This is a genomic window from Leclercia tamurae, from assembly GCF_025566055.1.
Lineage (GTDB): Bacteria > Pseudomonadota > Gammaproteobacteria > Enterobacterales > Enterobacteriaceae > Enterobacter > Enterobacter tamurae.
The window spans coordinates 31,543-46,655 of the sequence record NZ_JAMHKS010000068.1; the positions used below are offsets into that span (position 1 = coordinate 31,543).

The following is a 15,113-nucleotide window of genomic DNA, read 5'->3' on the forward strand; positions in this document are numbered from 1 at the left end:
TATGACAATTATCAATCAGGCTACCTGTAAACTGTTTACTGATTCTGTACGATTCACCCAACTCGCCGGTTACTACGAGGAGGAAAGACGCACCCTGTGGATGATGCTGCGAGCACAGCCGCGCCCTTGCTTCAATCATGCCCTGATTGAGGAGATCATGAACCTGTCGTGGCTGGTAAGGCAGTCCGGGTTTGAGGTTGATTTTTGGGTGACAGGATCGCTGGTGCCAGATATCTACAACACCGGCGGGGATTTACGCTTCTTTGTTGAGTGCATAGAGAATGGTCGTCGCGAAGCGCTTCGGGCGTATGCCCGCGCCTGTGTGGACTGCGTCCATGCGGCGTCGCGGGGCTTTGATACCGGGGCGATCACCCTGTCGATGGTGGAGGGTAGTGCGCTTGGCGGCGGATTCGAAGCCGCGCTGGCGCACCATTTCCTACTGGCTCAGCGGGATGCGCGCTTAGGCTTTCCGGAGATCGCTTTTAATCTGTTCCCCGGCATGGGTGGCTACTCGCTGGTGGCGCGCCGTTCAGGCATGAAACTGGCAGAGGAGCTGATCTATAAAGGGGAGTGCCACACGGCGGAGTGGTATGAGCAGCAGGGGCTGGTGGACGTGCTGTTCGAACCCGGTCAGGGCTACGTGGCGACACGGACCTTCATCGACACCTTACAACCTAAAATGAATGGCGTCAGAGCCATGCTGCGCGCCCGTCAACGGGTATTACAGTTGCCGCGCAGTGAGCTTATGGACATCACGGAAGATTGGGTGGACGCTGCATTCTGCCTGCAGCCGAAGGACGTGGCCTATATGCAGCGGCTGGTTCAGCTTCAGGATCGGCACACTGCATCAGGCCTGCGTAAAGCCAGCTAACGCGCGTTGCGTGCCTGGTAACGTTTAAACCATCGCTCGAATGCGACAGCGGGCATGGGCTTAGCAAACAGAAAACCTTGTCGTTCATTGACGCCATTCTTCGTCAGAAAGGCGTCTTCTTTCGCACTCTCCACCCCTTCGGCAATGACCTGCAAATTCAGCGCCTGGGCAACGGCAACAATCGCGCGCACCAGCGACTGCGACACCGACTGCTTATGAATATCCCGGACAAAGGCCTGATCGAGCTTAATGGCATCGATGGGAAAGCGGGCCAGCTGCGACAGCGATGAATACCCGGTGCCGAAATCATCGAGATGGATCTGCGCCCCCAGCTTGCTGAACTGCTGAATGACCGACAGCGCCAGCTCCTCGTTCTCAATCAGGCAGCTTTCCGTCAGCTCCACGTCAACCGGGCAATACTCAAAGTCGAGATCCTTTAACGCCTGTTTCAAATCGCTGAAGATGGTCTGATCCGCCAGCTGACGGGCCGAGACGTTGACCGCCACCCGCAGGTTGATGCCTTTATCGCGCCATTTGGCGATCTGGCGCACCACGTCGAGCATTACCCAACGGCCCAGCGGTACGATGAGCCCGGACTCTTCCGCATAGGAGATAAACTCAAGCGGTGGGATCAGCCCGCGCTCCGGCGACTGCCAGCGAACCAGCGCTTCGAGGGTTCTGACCTCGCCCCGCCAGGTAATTTTGGGCTGATAGTGGATCACCAGCTGGTCGTTATCCAGCGCCTTGCGCAGGTTGGTGTCCAGCCACAGGTACTCAAAGACGCGCTGATTCATCTCCGGGGAGAAGACGCAGAACGTTCCGCGGCCGTTCTCTTTGGCGGTGTACATGGCGGTGTCGGCATTGCGGATCACGCTTTCACGGTCGGTTCCGTGCTGCGGGGCGAGAGAGATACCCAGCGAGCAGCCGGTATAGACTTCGATTAAACCAATCCGGAAGGGCTGGCGCAGTCGGGTCAGGATCCGCGAGGCCATGGCTTCCAGCGCGCCCTGGGAGGTGCCACTGGCCAGCACAATGAACTCATCCCCGCCCAGACGGGCCAGCACCTGCCCATCTTCCAGACAGCTGAGGATCGCCAGCGCCACGGCCTGTAACAGCTGATCGCCAAACATATGCCCGTAGGCATCATTCACCTTTTTGAAATTATCGAGGTCAAGATAGACCACGCCCACCTGGGTATCGCCGCGCGTGTCGATCGCTTCGGTGATCATATCGTGGATGGCATTGCGGTTTGGCAGGCCCGTGATGGTATCGGTATTGGCCAGGACCCGGAGTCGCTCCTGGGCGCGGCGCTCTTCGGTGATGTCCGTCCCGGAACAGATAAGGAAGATTTCGTTCTTACCGCTGCCGCTGTGCACGAATTTATTCCGAAACAGGAACAGGCGTTGCCCTTTGCGGGTTTTGATCCAGCGCTCCACTTCATAGGAGCTACCGTCGCGAAAAAAACCGCTGATATTGCGGCGGGAGGCGGCGGCTTCGCTGCGGCTCATAAACAGCTTGAAAACGTTCTGGCCGATGACCTCCTGCTCCTTCATCCCGGTGTACTCTTCGCTCAGGCGGTTAAAGCGCTGAATATTGCCGTGCCTGTCGAGGATGACAATCACCGAGTTGGCTTCGGAAACCACCTGTTCGGCAAAGGATAAACCCTGCGCCAGATCGCGGGCAACGGAGGGGGTATCATGCCAGGCAGAGGCGGTGCCAGCCCACTCTTTTTTGGTGATTTTACGGCCCACCAGATGCACTGGCACCTCGGTTCCGTACAGGGAGAGCGTCATGGTAATGCTGGAGGTGATCACCGTCATCTGGCGAATATAACTGGCCTGCTCATCGGAGAGCGCGACAACTTGCGTCGTATCGGCACTTTCACTGGCCGCAAGATGCAGAGCATTGCTGTCCGCCGTCAGTCGCCACCAGGGACTGTGGGTTCCCATGTAACGAAACAGCAAATTTTGCTCCAGATCGTCAATCATGCTCTCTCCCAGGCGCACTTTATTGCACACATTGTGCATTTTCAGTCGGTTTAATCGCGTTAAAACGGCGGTGACCCCGAGCTAAACTTATTGTTTTTCCCCGTATTCTTAATAGTAGAACGAGAATAGCGAAAAAGGATACAGGCGAATGAATATTCTACAAATGCACAATAGCGTGAACCCGCCCGTCGCTAATAATTGTGATCGCTTTTTGCAATTTGTGGGAGGAAAAGGTCAGTAAAAATAGTGAGAATGGGTTTTAGTGGTAATAAAAAAGTCGGATTACCTGGGGTGGGTGAATCCGACTTTTTAGCAGGCAATAATCAGACGGCTGGGCGGGCGATGACGCTGCGTGTTTCCATACGCACTTCAGCGATAGTGACGTCGATAACCTCGGTCACTTTAAAGGCCACTTCACCTTTGATCTGAACGGTGCCGTTCTCCTGGCTGCAGACCAGTTCCTCACGCACGGCGTGCAGGAACGGAGCCGGAATGAAGGCCACGGCGCCATTATCCACAAGACGAACGCGCATGCCGCCGCGGCTGATATCGATGATCTCGGCCGCAAAACGGGTGTCAGTCCCGGCTTTGTCTTTCAGGAAGCGGGCATACAGCCAGTCACCGACATCGCGCTCCGCCATGCGGTTAAGGCGACGACGCTCCGCCATCTGCACGGTGGTTTCGTCCTGTGGACGGGCGATGGTGTCACCTTTAACGATCGCTTTCAGCAGGCGGTGGTTAACCATATCGCCATACTTACGGATCGGGGAGGTCCAGGTTGCATAAGCTTCCAGACCGAGGCCAAAGTGCGGGCCCGGTTCGGTGCTGATCTCAGCGAAAGACTGGAAACGGCGAATGCGGCTGTCGAGGAAGCCGGACGGCTGGGCATCCAGCTCACGACGCAGCTTGCAGAATCCGTTCAGGGTCAGGACTTCCTGCGGATCAACGTGTACGTCATGGGTCTTCAGCAGGGCAGCCAGCGTTTCGCTGTTGGCCGGGTCAAAGCCGGTATGCACGTTATAGATGCCGAAACCGAGTTTATCGCGCAGCACACGAGCGGCACAGATGTTCGCCGCAATCATTGACTCTTCAACAATGCGGTTAGCAATGCGACGCGGTTCAGCAACGATATCCAGCACTTCGCCTTTTTCACCAAGAATAAAGCGGTAGTCAGGGCGATCCTTGAACACCAGCGCATGGGTCTTACGCCACTCGCTGCGGCTCAGGCAGACGCGCTGCAACAGACGGATCTGTTCGGCAATGGCGTCACTGGCAGGCTGCCAGCTACCGCTGTTTTCCAGCCAGTCAGACACCTCGTCGTACACCAGCTTGGCTTTCGACTCGATGGTGGCGGCAAAGAACTCAATGTTCTCTTCGATGGTGCCATCGGCAGCAATGGTCATTCGGCAGGCGAGGACCGGACGCACTTCATTGGCGCGCAGTGAGCACAAGTTGTCAGAGAGTTCGCGCGGCAGCATCGGGATGTTGAAGCCCGGCAGGTAGTTGGTAAAGGCACGAATTTTGGCAGACTCATCCAGCGGGGTGCCTTCAGCAATCCAGGCCGTAGGATCGGCAATCGCCACGGTTAATAGCAGCTTGCCGTCAGCCTGCTCTTCCACATACAGCGCATCGTCCATATCTTCGGTGCTGGCGCTGTCGATGGTCACAAAATTGAGGGCTGTGAGATCGCGACGTTCCAGACCTTCGTCCAGCATCTCCGTCGCTGCGCCTTCTGGCGCTTCTTTTTCCAGATTATGGCGTGCCAGGGTGACCCACCATGGCACGAAGTGGTCGTCGCCAAAGGTAATAAACTGGGTCAGCTCGGCATAAAAGCCGCGGTCGCCCTTCAGAGGGTGACGGCGCATCTCCGCTACCGCCCAGTCACCTTCTTTAAAATCATGCTCGACGCCGCGTTCGGCGCGGCAAGGGATGGCGTCTTTAAGCAGGGGATGGTCCGGGATGATGGACAGACGGTCATCTTTACGCAGCACCTTACCCACAAAGCGGGTCAGGAACGGTTCAATCAGCTCTTCAGGCTCGGCGGATTCACGATCCTTTTGGCTATGGATCACGGCAGTAATACGATCGCCATGCATCACTTTCTTCATCTGCGGAGGCGGAATGAAGTAACTTTTCTGTGCATCGACTTCAAGGAAGCCAAAGCCTTTTTCCGTGGCTTTTACCACCCCTTCAGCACGTGGCGTCTGGGAATGCAGTTGCTGTTTAAGCTGCGCTAGCAGCGGGTTGTCCTGGAGCATAGTGATCTATTTTCGTAGCCATTGAGCGGCTGACAGTTTTACGCGAATCTCACTGCTACAGCAAGCGCTCTTTAGGTAATTAGTATGGTTATTCGCCTCTGCCGATGGCGATTTTAAGTCGGTTCAACCAGCCGCAAAAAGCGCTCCAGGTCAGCAGGTTGATAGCCTGCGCCGGAGGAAGCCCCTCGTCCGTCAGCGGGGTAAATTGCGCAGCGCTGAACCGATCCGGGGAGCGTGCCAGCTGTTCCACAGCGCGTTTCACCGCCTCATCCGACGGACCCGCTGGCTGGGCGGTATCGAGCCCGCTGACCAGGATTTCACCGGTGTAATCGAGGATCGCCGGCTCATGACACAGCACCGGCGTAAGTTGCTGCAATAGCGGCTCGGCCTGCCAGCGTTCAAGGGACGCCAGCTGTTGTGCACTGGCATTTCGTTGCTCAACGCCCGGGACGACTGGCTCCCAGGTATCCATGTTCAGTGCACTATCGTCAATCAGGGCGTGCGGCGGGATATGGTGCCCGGGCAGCCAGCGGACAGGATGACCGAGCAAGGCCTGGAACACCGCCACCACCCGGGCCTGAAAGCCGACAAAGCCGATGATCTGGTTGATGGTCACAATGTCATACACCGTCAGGCCCACCTCATCGAGCTCCTGCTGCGCTTTGGTGTCGATCACGTCGGGTGAGCTGGCAAGCTGGCGGGCGTACTGGGTGATCTGGGCGAGACGGCGATTGCTTTCACGGGAGGAGTCGGGGCCGGGGAGCGGGGCAAGTAGCGCGGCGTAGTGATTACAGAGCCGCTGCACGCCACACACCTGGGCTACCGTCAGGGCGGTGCTGAATCGGTCATACGCGCTAAGCGTGCGCAGGCGATTGACCGGCACGGCGCGCGGGAAAAAGAGGTCGCACAGCGCCCGGGCCGGGGTTAACCAGCGTTCGCAGGCCGCCAGTAGCGACGTCGGTAATGTGAGGTTCAGCAAAAAACGATCCGCGACCTGTGCGGCTTCGGGAACCAAAGGCAGGACTTCCGTCGGGCTGCTACTGGACTGGGTTTCATGATACCAGTGGCCTTTGCCAGAAATACGGCGTTGTTCCATGTGCGTTCCTTGATCTCATAATGGCGATCAATATCCTGGCGTAAGGCGGATAAGCGGAAAAATATTGTTAGGTGATAACAAATAGCGGAACGGAATAACGAGGGGAAAAGCGGGGCGCAACAACAGGTAAACCTTCCCGCCGCAGCGGGAAGGTGACGAACTTATTTGATTTCCAGCTCGTTCATTGCAGCGATGCTGAAACCGCCGTCAACGTGAACCACTTCGCCGGAGATGCCAGCAGAGAGGTCAGAGCACAGGAAGGCCGCAGAGTTACCCACGTCTTCGATGGTGACGGTGCGGCGGATCGGCGTAACCGCTTCGCAATGCGCCAGCATTTTACGGAAGTCTTTGATGCCGGAAGCGGCCAGGGTGCGGATTGGACCCGCAGAGATCCCGTTCACGCGCACGCCTTCAGGCCCCATAGCGTTCGCCATGTAGCGCACGTTGGCTTCCAGAGAGGCTTTCGCCAGGCCCATCACGTTGTAGTTAGGGATGGCGCGCTCAGCACCCAGATAGGAGAGGGTCAGCAGGGCTGCGCCCGGGTTCAGCATGCTGCGGCAGGATTTTGCCATCGCCACAAAGCTGTAGGAGCTGATGTCGTGGGCAATTTTGAAGCCTTCACGGGTAACCGCATTCACGTAGTCGCCATCCAGCTGATCGCCTGGTGCGAAACCGATGGAGTGAACGAAACCGTCAAATTTCGGCCAGGTTTTTGCCAGCTCAGCGAACATGCCATCGATGCTTTCATCTTGTGCAACGTCGCATTCCAGAACAATGCTGGAACCCAGCTGCGCGGCAAACTCTTCTACGCGGCCTTTCAGCTTGTCGTTCTGGTAGGTGAATGCCAGCTCAGCGCCTTCGCGATGCATCGCCTGTGCGATACCGTATGCGATGGACAATTTGCTGGCAACGCCGGTTACCAGAATGCGCTTACCGGAAAGAAAACCCATAGCTCTAATCCTTATAATCATGGTGGTGGCGGGTGTCGCCTGTCTGGACACCCGTCGTTAAAACGGCGCGATAATAGCATGGGTCGCGTACCCTGTTAGTCCGACCACTTCACCGGACAGATCAGCGATCTTTTCGCCATGCATCGGCGGTTAAGGCCTCGCCAAAATGCCCGGCAATTAAACGTTTGGTCAGATCGTGAAGCGGCGCGGCCAGCACCGACGCGGTACTGCCGCGTTCCACCACCGAGCCCTCATGCATCACCAGCACCTGATCGCTGATATGCTTCATCATCCCCAGATGCTGGGTCACGTAAATATAGGAGATACCCTGTTTCTCCTGCAGCTCCAGCATCAAATTGATTAACTGAGAACGCATCGACATATCCAGCGAGGCCAGCGCTTCGTCAGCGATGATCACTTTTGGCCGCAGGATCAGCGCCCGGGCGAGCCCGAGACGCTGTTTCTGGCCGGGGGCCAGCATATGCGGATAGTAGCTGACGTGATCCGGCAGCAGGCCAACCATGCGCAGGGTTTCGATAATCTGCTTACGCCGCGCTTCAAACTCCAGATCGGTGTTCAACCGCAGCGGAAAATCGAGGATCTGCGAGATACGCTGGCGCGGGTTCAGCGAGGTCGAGGGATCCTGGAAAATCATGCGGATCCGCTGACTGCGGAACGAGTAATCGCCAAATTTCAGCAGATGGTCGTCAATCAAAACTTCGCCATCGGAGGGTTCGATCATCCCGGCCAGCATTTTCGCCAGCGTCGATTTCCCCGACCCGTTCTCACCGATAATCGCCAGGGTCTGCTTCTCCCGCAGGGTAAAGCTCAGCGGCTTCACCGCTTCGACGGTCTGGCGGTGGAATAGACCGGTGCGGTAGCGAAAGGTCTTACTCAGGTTGCGCACTTCCAGCAAGGTTTCGACCATGTCACTCTTTCTCCATGTTCAGCGGGAAATGGCAGGCAAACAGATGGTTTCTCGGCCCGGCAAGGCGCGGCGTTTCAATGCATTTTCGCTGGGCATAGGGACAGCGTGGCCCCAGGCGACAGCCGATCGGCAGATGCTCCAGCAGCGGGATCGCCCCTGGCAGGGTATTGAGACGGCTTTTATGCGGCATAGCGCTGCCAAAATCGGGGATCGCACGGATCAGCGCCTGGGTATAAAGATGATGCGGCATGGTAACCAGCTCTTCACTGCCGGCGGTTTCCACGGTCTGGCCGCAGTACATCACGTCAATCTTATCCGCCCATTTGCTCAGCATCTGCAGGTCATGGCTGATCAGCAAAATGGTGGTGTTGTTGTTCTGATTAAGCCTGGTGAGCAGGCGGAAAATCTGCGCCTGGGTGGTGGGCTCCATCGCGTTGGTCGGTTCGTCGGCAATCAGCAGGCGCGGCTGGTTGGCCAGCGCAATGGCGATCATCACTTTCTGACACTCGCCGTCGGTCAGCTCATAGGGGAAGCTGCGCATCGCGTCTTTGTGATCCTTGATCCCCACCCGGTGCAGCAGCTCGATGGCCCGGCGTTTGCGCCAGCCAAAACGCTGCCACCAGCGGCCTTTATAGGTCCAGGCGGGAATGTTCTGCATCAGCTGTTTGCCGACACGCTCCGACGGATCGAGACAGGACTGCGGCTCCTGAAAAATCATCGACACGTTGTGTCCTACCAGCTTGCGTCGTTCCCGGACGGAGAGGCGCAGCAGGTCGATATCGTCAAAGCGCATCCGGTCGGCGGTGACGCGCCAGTTATCTTTCGCCACGCCGCAAATCGCTTTGGCAATCAGGCTTTTGCCCGAGCCCGATTCACCCACCAGCCCGCGGATCTCGCCTTCACTCAGGGTAATGCTGACGCGGTCGACCGCTTTTACCCAGCCTTCGCTGGTTTTAAATTCAATCGTCAGATTGCGAATATCCAGTAACGGCATTATTCCACCCCCGCCACAATGGCGCGACGAATGCCGTCGCCAAGCAGGTTCACCAGCAGCACGCTCATCATGATCGCCGCACCCGGCAGCATTACCGTCCAGGGGGCCACGTAGATCAGTTCCAGCGCGTCGCCCAGCATCGCGCCCCATTCCGGGGACGGCAGCTGCGCACCCAGATCGAGAAACCCGAGCGCGGCGATATCGAGGATTGCCATCGACAGAGCGCGGGTGATCTCGGTAACCATCCCGGAGGCGATATTGGGCAACACCGCGAACCACAGAATATTTAAGGTGGTAGCGCCATCCAGACGGGCGGCGACCACGTAATCTTTTTCCAGCTCATCGTGCACCAGGCTATAGACCGAGCGCACCATGCGCGGCAGCAGCGCCAGCCACACCGCAAACATGGCGTGGATCAGGTGCGGCCCGGAGAACGCCACCACGATGATCGCCAGCAGCAGCGACGGAATCGACAGCAGGGTGTCGAGAATGTGGTTCGTCACCGCCGAGCGCAGGCCGTGGGTTGACCCGGCGACAATGCCGAGCAACAGACCGCACACCGTGGCCGCCAGCGTCACCACAAAAGCACCGCCCACCGTTGGCGCCGCGCCGCTCAGCAGGCGGCTTAAGAGATCGCGCCCGAGGTCATCGGTGCCGAGGAAGAAAGAGACTTCACCGTAACGCGACCACGAAGGCGGTAACAGCTGATAGCCGAGGAACTGCTGATCAATGCCGTAAGGGGCAAACCAGGAGCCCAGGATGCAGAGCAGCACCAGGCCGCCGCAGCCGTACAGGCCGATCATGGCCGTGGCATCGCCGTAAAAGTTACGCCACGCGGTGCGCAACGCCCCGGGGGTGCGCTTTTCACTGTATACGCTATCGTAAGGCATACCATTCCTTATGTTTCAGCGGGTTAGCCATAGCGCCCAAAATATCGGATATCACGTTAACAATAATAACCAGCGCGCCAATCACCATCACGCCGGCGGAGATCGCGGCGTAGTCCTGCTGGCGGATGGCGTTGATCAGCCAGCGACCGAGGCCCGGCCAGCTAAAGACCATCTCGGTGATCATCGCCAGGGTCAGCATGGTGGAGAACTGCAGGCCAAGACGCGGGATCACCGGCGGGAGGGCGTTATGCAGAACATGGCGGCGTAAAATCGTCAGCCGCGACAGCCCGCGCGTGGCGGCGGCTTTAACATAGTTCTGATCAAACACCTCGATGGTGCTGATGCGCATCAGGCGGATCACCTCGGTGGTTGGTGCAACGGCCAGCGCCAGCACCGGCAACACCATGTGGCGCACGGCGCTGATAATCATCTCATGCCGCCAGACCGAATCTGAGAGCCAGGCGTCAATAATCGCGAAACCGGTCACCGTCTTCACCGCATACAGCAGGTCGAATCGGCCGGACACCGGCAGCCAGCCGAGCGTCAGGGAGAAAAAGAGGGTCAGCAGCAGCGCCAGCCAGAACACCGGCACCGAAAAGCCGAGCAGGGCGATGGCGCTGATTAGCTTATCCTGCCACTTGTTGCGGGTGATCCCGGCGAGCATCCCGACCGGGATCCCCACTACCAGCGCGAAACCAAACGCCAGGATGCACAGCTCCATAGTGGCGGGGAACACCTCTTTCAGCTGCTCGGCGATGGGCTGGCCGTTGATGCTGGAGACGCCAAAGTCCCAGTGCAGCACCCCTTCAAACCAGAACCACCACGCATTCCACAGGGAGGCGCCCTGTAGCGGCGCATGGGGAGTGAAATAGCTCAGGCTGAAGCCGACAAAGGTCAGAAAGAAAAGAGTGATCAGCAGCAACAGCAGCCGACGTAAGGTAAAAATAATCACGGTTTTTTCACCTCTTCTTGCTGCTCACGGGAGACGCCGGCAAAGGATGCGTTACCGAACGGGCTCAGCACCAGGCCTTTAATGTCGTAACGGTACGCCTGCAGACGCAGGGAGGAGGCCAGGGGCAGTACCGGCAGCTCTTTGGCCAGAATAATTTGCGCCTCGTCATAGGCGTCGATACGCGCCGCCAGCTGCTGAGTCGAGAGGGCTTTGCGCAGCACATCATCGAACTCGGGATGGCACCAGTGGGCGTAGTTGGTCTGGGAATCGATCGCCGCACAGCTCAGCAGCGGCCGGAAGAAGCTGTCCGGGTCGTTACTGTCGGTTGCCCAACCTGCCAGAGTTAAATCATGGTTCATGTCCATCAGGCGCGCCTCCTGAAAACGGCCTTCCACCGGAACGATCACTACCGTGACCCCCACCTGGGCGAGGTCGGCCTGCAGCAGCTCGGCGGTTTTCAGCGGGCTGGGGTTCCAGGCCTGAGAGCTGGTGGGCACCCACAGCTGCAGGGTGAGGTTATCCGCCCCCAGCGCCTTGAGCTGCTCGCGGGATTTGTCCGGATTGTATTCGGTAATTTTAGCCTCGCTATCGTAAGCCCACGAGGCGCGGGGCAGGATGGAGGCGGCGGTTTCTGCGGTACCGTAATAGATCGACTGCATCAGACGCTGGTTATTGATCGCCAGCGCGAGGGCGTGCCGCACCGCCGGGTTGTTCAGCGGCGGCTTATTGGTATTAAACGCCAGATAAGCGATGTTCATGCCCGGACGCAGGGTCAGGCGCAGACGCGGATCGTCGCGCAGAATGGTCAGCTGGCTGGCGGCGGGCCAGGCCAGTACATCACACTCGCCGGTGAGCAACTTCGACAGGCGACCTGTTCCGCCGGAGCCTAAATCCACCACCACCTGGGGCATCAGCGGTTTGCCGCGCCAGAATTTTTCGTGGCGCTGCAGACGAACATACTGCCCGGCGCGATACTCTGCGATCTGGAACGGCCCGGTGCCCACCGGCTGGCGATCCATCAGCTCCTGTTTATCCTTCAGGGTCAGTTGGGTGGCGTACTCCGAGGACATTACCGAGGCGTAGTGCGTCGCCAGATGCCAGAGGAAGGAGGCATCCGGGCGGGCGAGGGTGAACTCGACGGTGCGGTTATCCAGCTTGCGCACGTTTTTCACCGTATCGGCAAACTGCAGGCTGTCGAAGTAAGGGAAGCTGCCGCCGTTGACGTAGTGCCACGCATGGTCGCGGTTAAAAATGCGCTGGAAGGTGAAGACCACGTCATCCGCATTCAGTTTACGGGTGGGTTTAAACCACGGCGTGGTCTGGAAGTTCACATCGTCGCGCAGACGAAAACGGTAGGTCGCGCCGTTGTCCAGGACCTCCCAGCTCTCGGCCAGCTCCGGCACCAGGCGGTAGGTATAGGGATCGACATCCAGCAGCCGGTCATACAACTGCGCGGCGAGGGTATCGACGATCAGGCCGCTGCTCGCTTTTTGCGGGTTGAAGGTGTTGACCTGCCCACTGACGCAGTAGACAAAGCCGCTGTCGCGAATATCAGCGCGTTCTGCAGGCGTGGGCGCAGCAAAAGCCTGGCTACTTAACAGACCGAGCGCAATCAGGGACGAGAAAACCAGACGCATAATTTTTAAGGTTTTTAGTGACGATCTGCAAAGTGTATCGCACTTACACCTGCTTCGTAAAAATGTCTGCGGGTAAGTGCTGATATTGTCAGCGCATCTGATGCTTTTTGAGCAATGCCCTTAATTGATGGTAGGTCAGCCCCAGCAGTTCAGCCGCCCGTTTCTGATTAAACTTTGCTTCCCGCAGACTCAGCTCTAGTAGCTGCTTTTCCTGCGCCTGCTGGAACTGGCGTAAATCCAGCGGCAGGGTGGGGGAAGCGGCGTTGCGGGGTTTATCGACAGGCGACTGTGTGGGGCGATGGAAAGGATCGATCACAATCTCATCCAGCTCGGTTTCGCTACTGCCATGGCGATAGACGGAGCGCTCAACCACGTTTTTCAGCTCGCGGATATTACCCGGCCAGCGGTAGTCGAGCAGGGTTTCGCGGGCGTGCTGGCTAAAGCCGGGGAACAGCGGCAGGCCCAGCTCGCGGCACATCTGGATGGCAAATTGTTCCGCCAGCAGCATGATATCGCTGCGCCGCTCGCGCAGCGGGGGCAGGTTGACGACGTCAAAGGCCAGCCTGTCCAGCAGGTCGGCGCGAAACCGCTCCTGCTCGACCATCTCCGGCAGGTTGGCGTTGGTGGCGCAGACCAGCCGCACATTCACCTGTAACGGCTGGCTACCGCCCACGCGCTCCAGCTCGCCATACTCAATAACCCGCAGCAGCTTTTCCTGCACCAGCATCGGGGCGGTGGCCAGTTCGTCAAGGAACAACGTCCCGCCGTCGGCGCGCTCGAAACGCCCGGGATGACGCCGCTGGGCCCCGGTAAAGGCGCCCGCCTCATGGCCGAACAGCTCGGTATCGAGCAGGTTTTCGTTCAGCGCGGCGCAGTTCAGGGAGATAAAGGGGCCATCCCAGCGCCCGGATAAATAGTGCAGACGGTTGGCTATCAGCTCTTTTCCGGTGCCGCGCTCCCCGATGATCAGCACCGGTTTATTGAGCGGGGCCAGGCGCGAAACCTGCTCCAGCACTTCGAGGAAGCTGTTGGCTTCCCCCAATAATGTATCTTTAAATTCAGCCATGATGAAATTAACCACTTATTGGTGTGATTCACTAAGCGAGAGTAGGGTGGAACGGGCGAAAAAGCAATCACCTTACGTAAAATCAATAAGATAAAAACCTGGCACGGGATTTGTATTAGCTAAACAGCAGGGCTTAGCCCGATAACAGAACTATGAGGATTCAATTATGGGTATTTTTTCTCGTTTTGCCGACATCGTGAACGCCAACATCAACTCGCTGCTGGAAAAAGCGGAAGATCCACAGAAGCTGGTCCGCCTGATGATTCAGGAGATGGAAGATACGCTGGTCGAAGTGCGTTCAAACTCCGCCCGTGCGCTGGCCGAGAAGAAACAGCTTTCGCGCCGTATTGAGCAGGCGACCGCCCAGCAGAGCGAATGGCAGGAAAAAGCCGAACTGGCGCTGCGTAAAGATAAAGACGATCTGGCCCGTTCCGCGCTGATCGAAAAGCAGAAGCTGACCGATATCGTCGCTACGCTGGAGCAGGAAGTGACGCTGGTGGACGAAACCCTCACCCGCATGAAGAGAGAGATTGCCGAGCTTGAGAACAAGCTGAGCGAAACCCGTGCCCGTCAGCAGGCGCTGACGCTGCGTCATCAGGCGGCAAATTCTTCCCGCGACGTGCGTCGTCAGCTCGATAGCGGCAAGATTGATGAAGCTATGGCCCGTTTCGAGTCATTTGAGCGCCGTATCGATCAGATGGAAGCTGAAGCGGAGAGCCACAGCTTTGGCAAACAGAAGACGCTGGATCAGCAGTTTGCCGATCTGAAAGCGGATGATGAAATCGGCGAGCAACTGGCCGCGCTTAAAGCCAGAATGAAACAAGACAATCAATAATAATATCTGCGGCGCCGGCTGGCGCCGCCACTCATCGTAAGACAAGGAGTAGACATGAGCGCGCTTTTTCTTGCCATTCCGCTGACCATTTTCGTGCTGTTTGTGTTGCCGATCTGGTTGTGGCTGCATTACAGCAACCGTTCTTCCCGCAGCGAGCTGTCGCAAAGCGAACAACAGCGTCTGGCGCAGTTAACCCAGGACGCGAATAAAATGCGTGAACGTATTCAGGCGCTGGAAGCAATCCTGGATGCGGAACATCCGAACTGGAGGGATCGCTAATGGCCGGACTGAACCTGAATAAAAAATTGTGGCGTATCCCCCAGCAGGGGATGGTGCGCGGCGTCTGCGCCGGGCTGGCGCACTACCTCGACGTGCCGGTAAAGCTGGTGCGCGTGGTGACGGTGCTCTCCATTTTCTTTGGCCTGGCGTTTATTACTCTGGTGGCCTATATCATTTTATCCTTTGTGCTGGATCCGATGCCGGACAGCGCGATGGGCGATGAAAATGCCCCCACCAGTTGTGAACTGCTGGATACGGTGGATGCCCAACTGTCGGCAGGTGAACAACGCCTGCGCGAGATGGAGCGGTATGTCACCTCTGATACCTTCTCGCTGCGAAGCCGTTTTCGTCAGCTTTAACGGAGAGATC

The 15,113-nt window shown here is 57.9% G+C and carries 14 protein-coding genes; 4 read left to right on the plus strand and 10 right to left on the minus strand.

Going from position 1 to position 15,113, the window contains the following annotated elements; translation table 11 throughout:
• Position 1 precedes the first annotated feature (1 nt).
• Positions 2-871 (plus strand): crotonase/enoyl-CoA hydratase family protein, encoded by an 870-nt coding sequence (locus M8318_RS06145; protein WP_262661429.1) that lies wholly within the window; start codon positions 2-4, stop codon positions 869-871.
• On the opposite strand, the gene pdeR is transcribed toward M8318_RS06145, so the two are convergent.
• The 10 genes from pdeR to pspF form a co-directional block, all read right to left on the minus strand.
• Positions 868-2,859, minus strand: a complete 1,992-nt coding sequence (gene pdeR, locus M8318_RS06150; RefSeq protein ID WP_262661431.1) for a cyclic di-GMP phosphodiesterase — start codon at positions 2,857-2,859, stop codon at positions 868-870. The genes M8318_RS06145 and pdeR overlap by 4 nt on opposite strands.
• A 323-nt stretch (positions 2,860-3,182) precedes the next feature.
• Positions 3,183-5,117 carry an exoribonuclease II gene (locus M8318_RS06155; RefSeq protein ID WP_262661433.1) on the minus strand — a complete coding sequence of 645 codons (1,935 nt, stop codon included), beginning with the start codon at positions 5,115-5,117 and terminating at the stop codon, positions 3,183-3,185.
• Positions 5,118-5,205: 88 nt separating this feature from the next.
• Positions 5,206-6,213 (minus strand): CMD domain-containing protein, encoded by a 1,008-nt coding sequence (locus M8318_RS06160; protein ID WP_262661434.1) that lies wholly within the window; start codon positions 6,211-6,213, stop codon positions 5,206-5,208.
• Positions 6,214-6,374: 161 nt separating this feature from the next.
• Positions 6,375-7,163, minus strand: a complete 789-nt coding sequence (gene fabI, locus M8318_RS06165) for an enoyl-ACP reductase FabI (RefSeq protein ID WP_225758626.1) — start codon at positions 7,161-7,163, stop codon at positions 6,375-6,377.
• 121 nt (positions 7,164-7,284) lie between these two features.
• On the minus strand, positions 7,285-8,091 hold the full coding sequence (gene sapF, locus M8318_RS06170; RefSeq protein ID WP_106993135.1) for a putrescine export ABC transporter ATP-binding protein SapF: 807 nt from the start codon (positions 8,089-8,091) through the stop codon (positions 7,285-7,287).
• Between the two features lies 1 nt (position 8,092).
• Positions 8,093-9,085: a putrescine export ABC transporter ATP-binding protein SapD gene (sapD, locus tag M8318_RS06175; protein ID WP_262661437.1), complete on the minus strand. Its 993-nt coding sequence runs from the start codon at positions 9,083-9,085 to the stop codon at positions 8,093-8,095.
• Positions 9,085-9,975: a putrescine export ABC transporter permease SapC gene (sapC, locus tag M8318_RS06180; RefSeq protein ID WP_262661439.1), complete on the minus strand. Its 891-nt coding sequence runs from the start codon at positions 9,973-9,975 to the stop codon at positions 9,085-9,087. The genes sapD and sapC overlap by 1 nt, the downstream gene beginning before the upstream one ends.
• The gene (gene sapB, locus M8318_RS06185) at positions 9,962-10,927 is read right to left on the minus strand and encodes a putrescine export ABC transporter permease SapB (RefSeq protein ID WP_142489789.1); all 966 of its coding nucleotides are present in this window, start codon (positions 10,925-10,927) and stop codon (positions 9,962-9,964) included. Before sapB ends, sapC begins: the two co-directional genes overlap by 14 nt.
• Positions 10,924-12,564, minus strand: a complete 1,641-nt coding sequence (gene sapA / locus M8318_RS06190) for an ABC transporter substrate-binding protein SapA (RefSeq protein ID WP_262661443.1) — start codon at positions 12,562-12,564, stop codon at positions 10,924-10,926. Before sapA ends, sapB begins: the two co-directional genes overlap by 4 nt.
• Before the next feature lie 88 nt (positions 12,565-12,652).
• Positions 12,653-13,630, minus strand: coding sequence for a phage shock protein operon transcriptional activator (pspF, locus tag M8318_RS06195; RefSeq protein WP_262661445.1), 978 nt, complete (start codon positions 13,628-13,630; stop codon positions 12,653-12,655).
• 166 nt (positions 13,631-13,796) lie between these two features.
• Between pspF and pspA the strand changes: the two genes are divergently transcribed.
• Genes pspA through pspC form a run of 3 tightly spaced genes read left to right on the plus strand, consistent with a single transcriptional unit; the run spans position 13,797 to position 15,103 of the window.
• Positions 13,797-14,465, plus strand: a complete 669-nt coding sequence (pspA, locus tag M8318_RS06200) for a phage shock protein PspA (protein WP_262661447.1) — start codon at positions 13,797-13,799, stop codon at positions 14,463-14,465.
• A 54-nt stretch (positions 14,466-14,519) separates the two neighbouring features.
• Positions 14,520-14,744, plus strand: a complete 225-nt coding sequence (gene pspB / locus M8318_RS06205; protein WP_106993128.1) for an envelope stress response membrane protein PspB — start codon at positions 14,520-14,522, stop codon at positions 14,742-14,744.
• Entirely contained in the window at positions 14,744-15,103 is a 360-nt protein-coding gene (gene pspC / locus M8318_RS06210) for an envelope stress response membrane protein PspC (RefSeq protein ID WP_262661449.1), read from the plus strand. Before pspB ends, pspC begins: the two co-directional genes overlap by 1 nt.
• Positions 15,104-15,113: the final 10 nt, after the last annotated feature.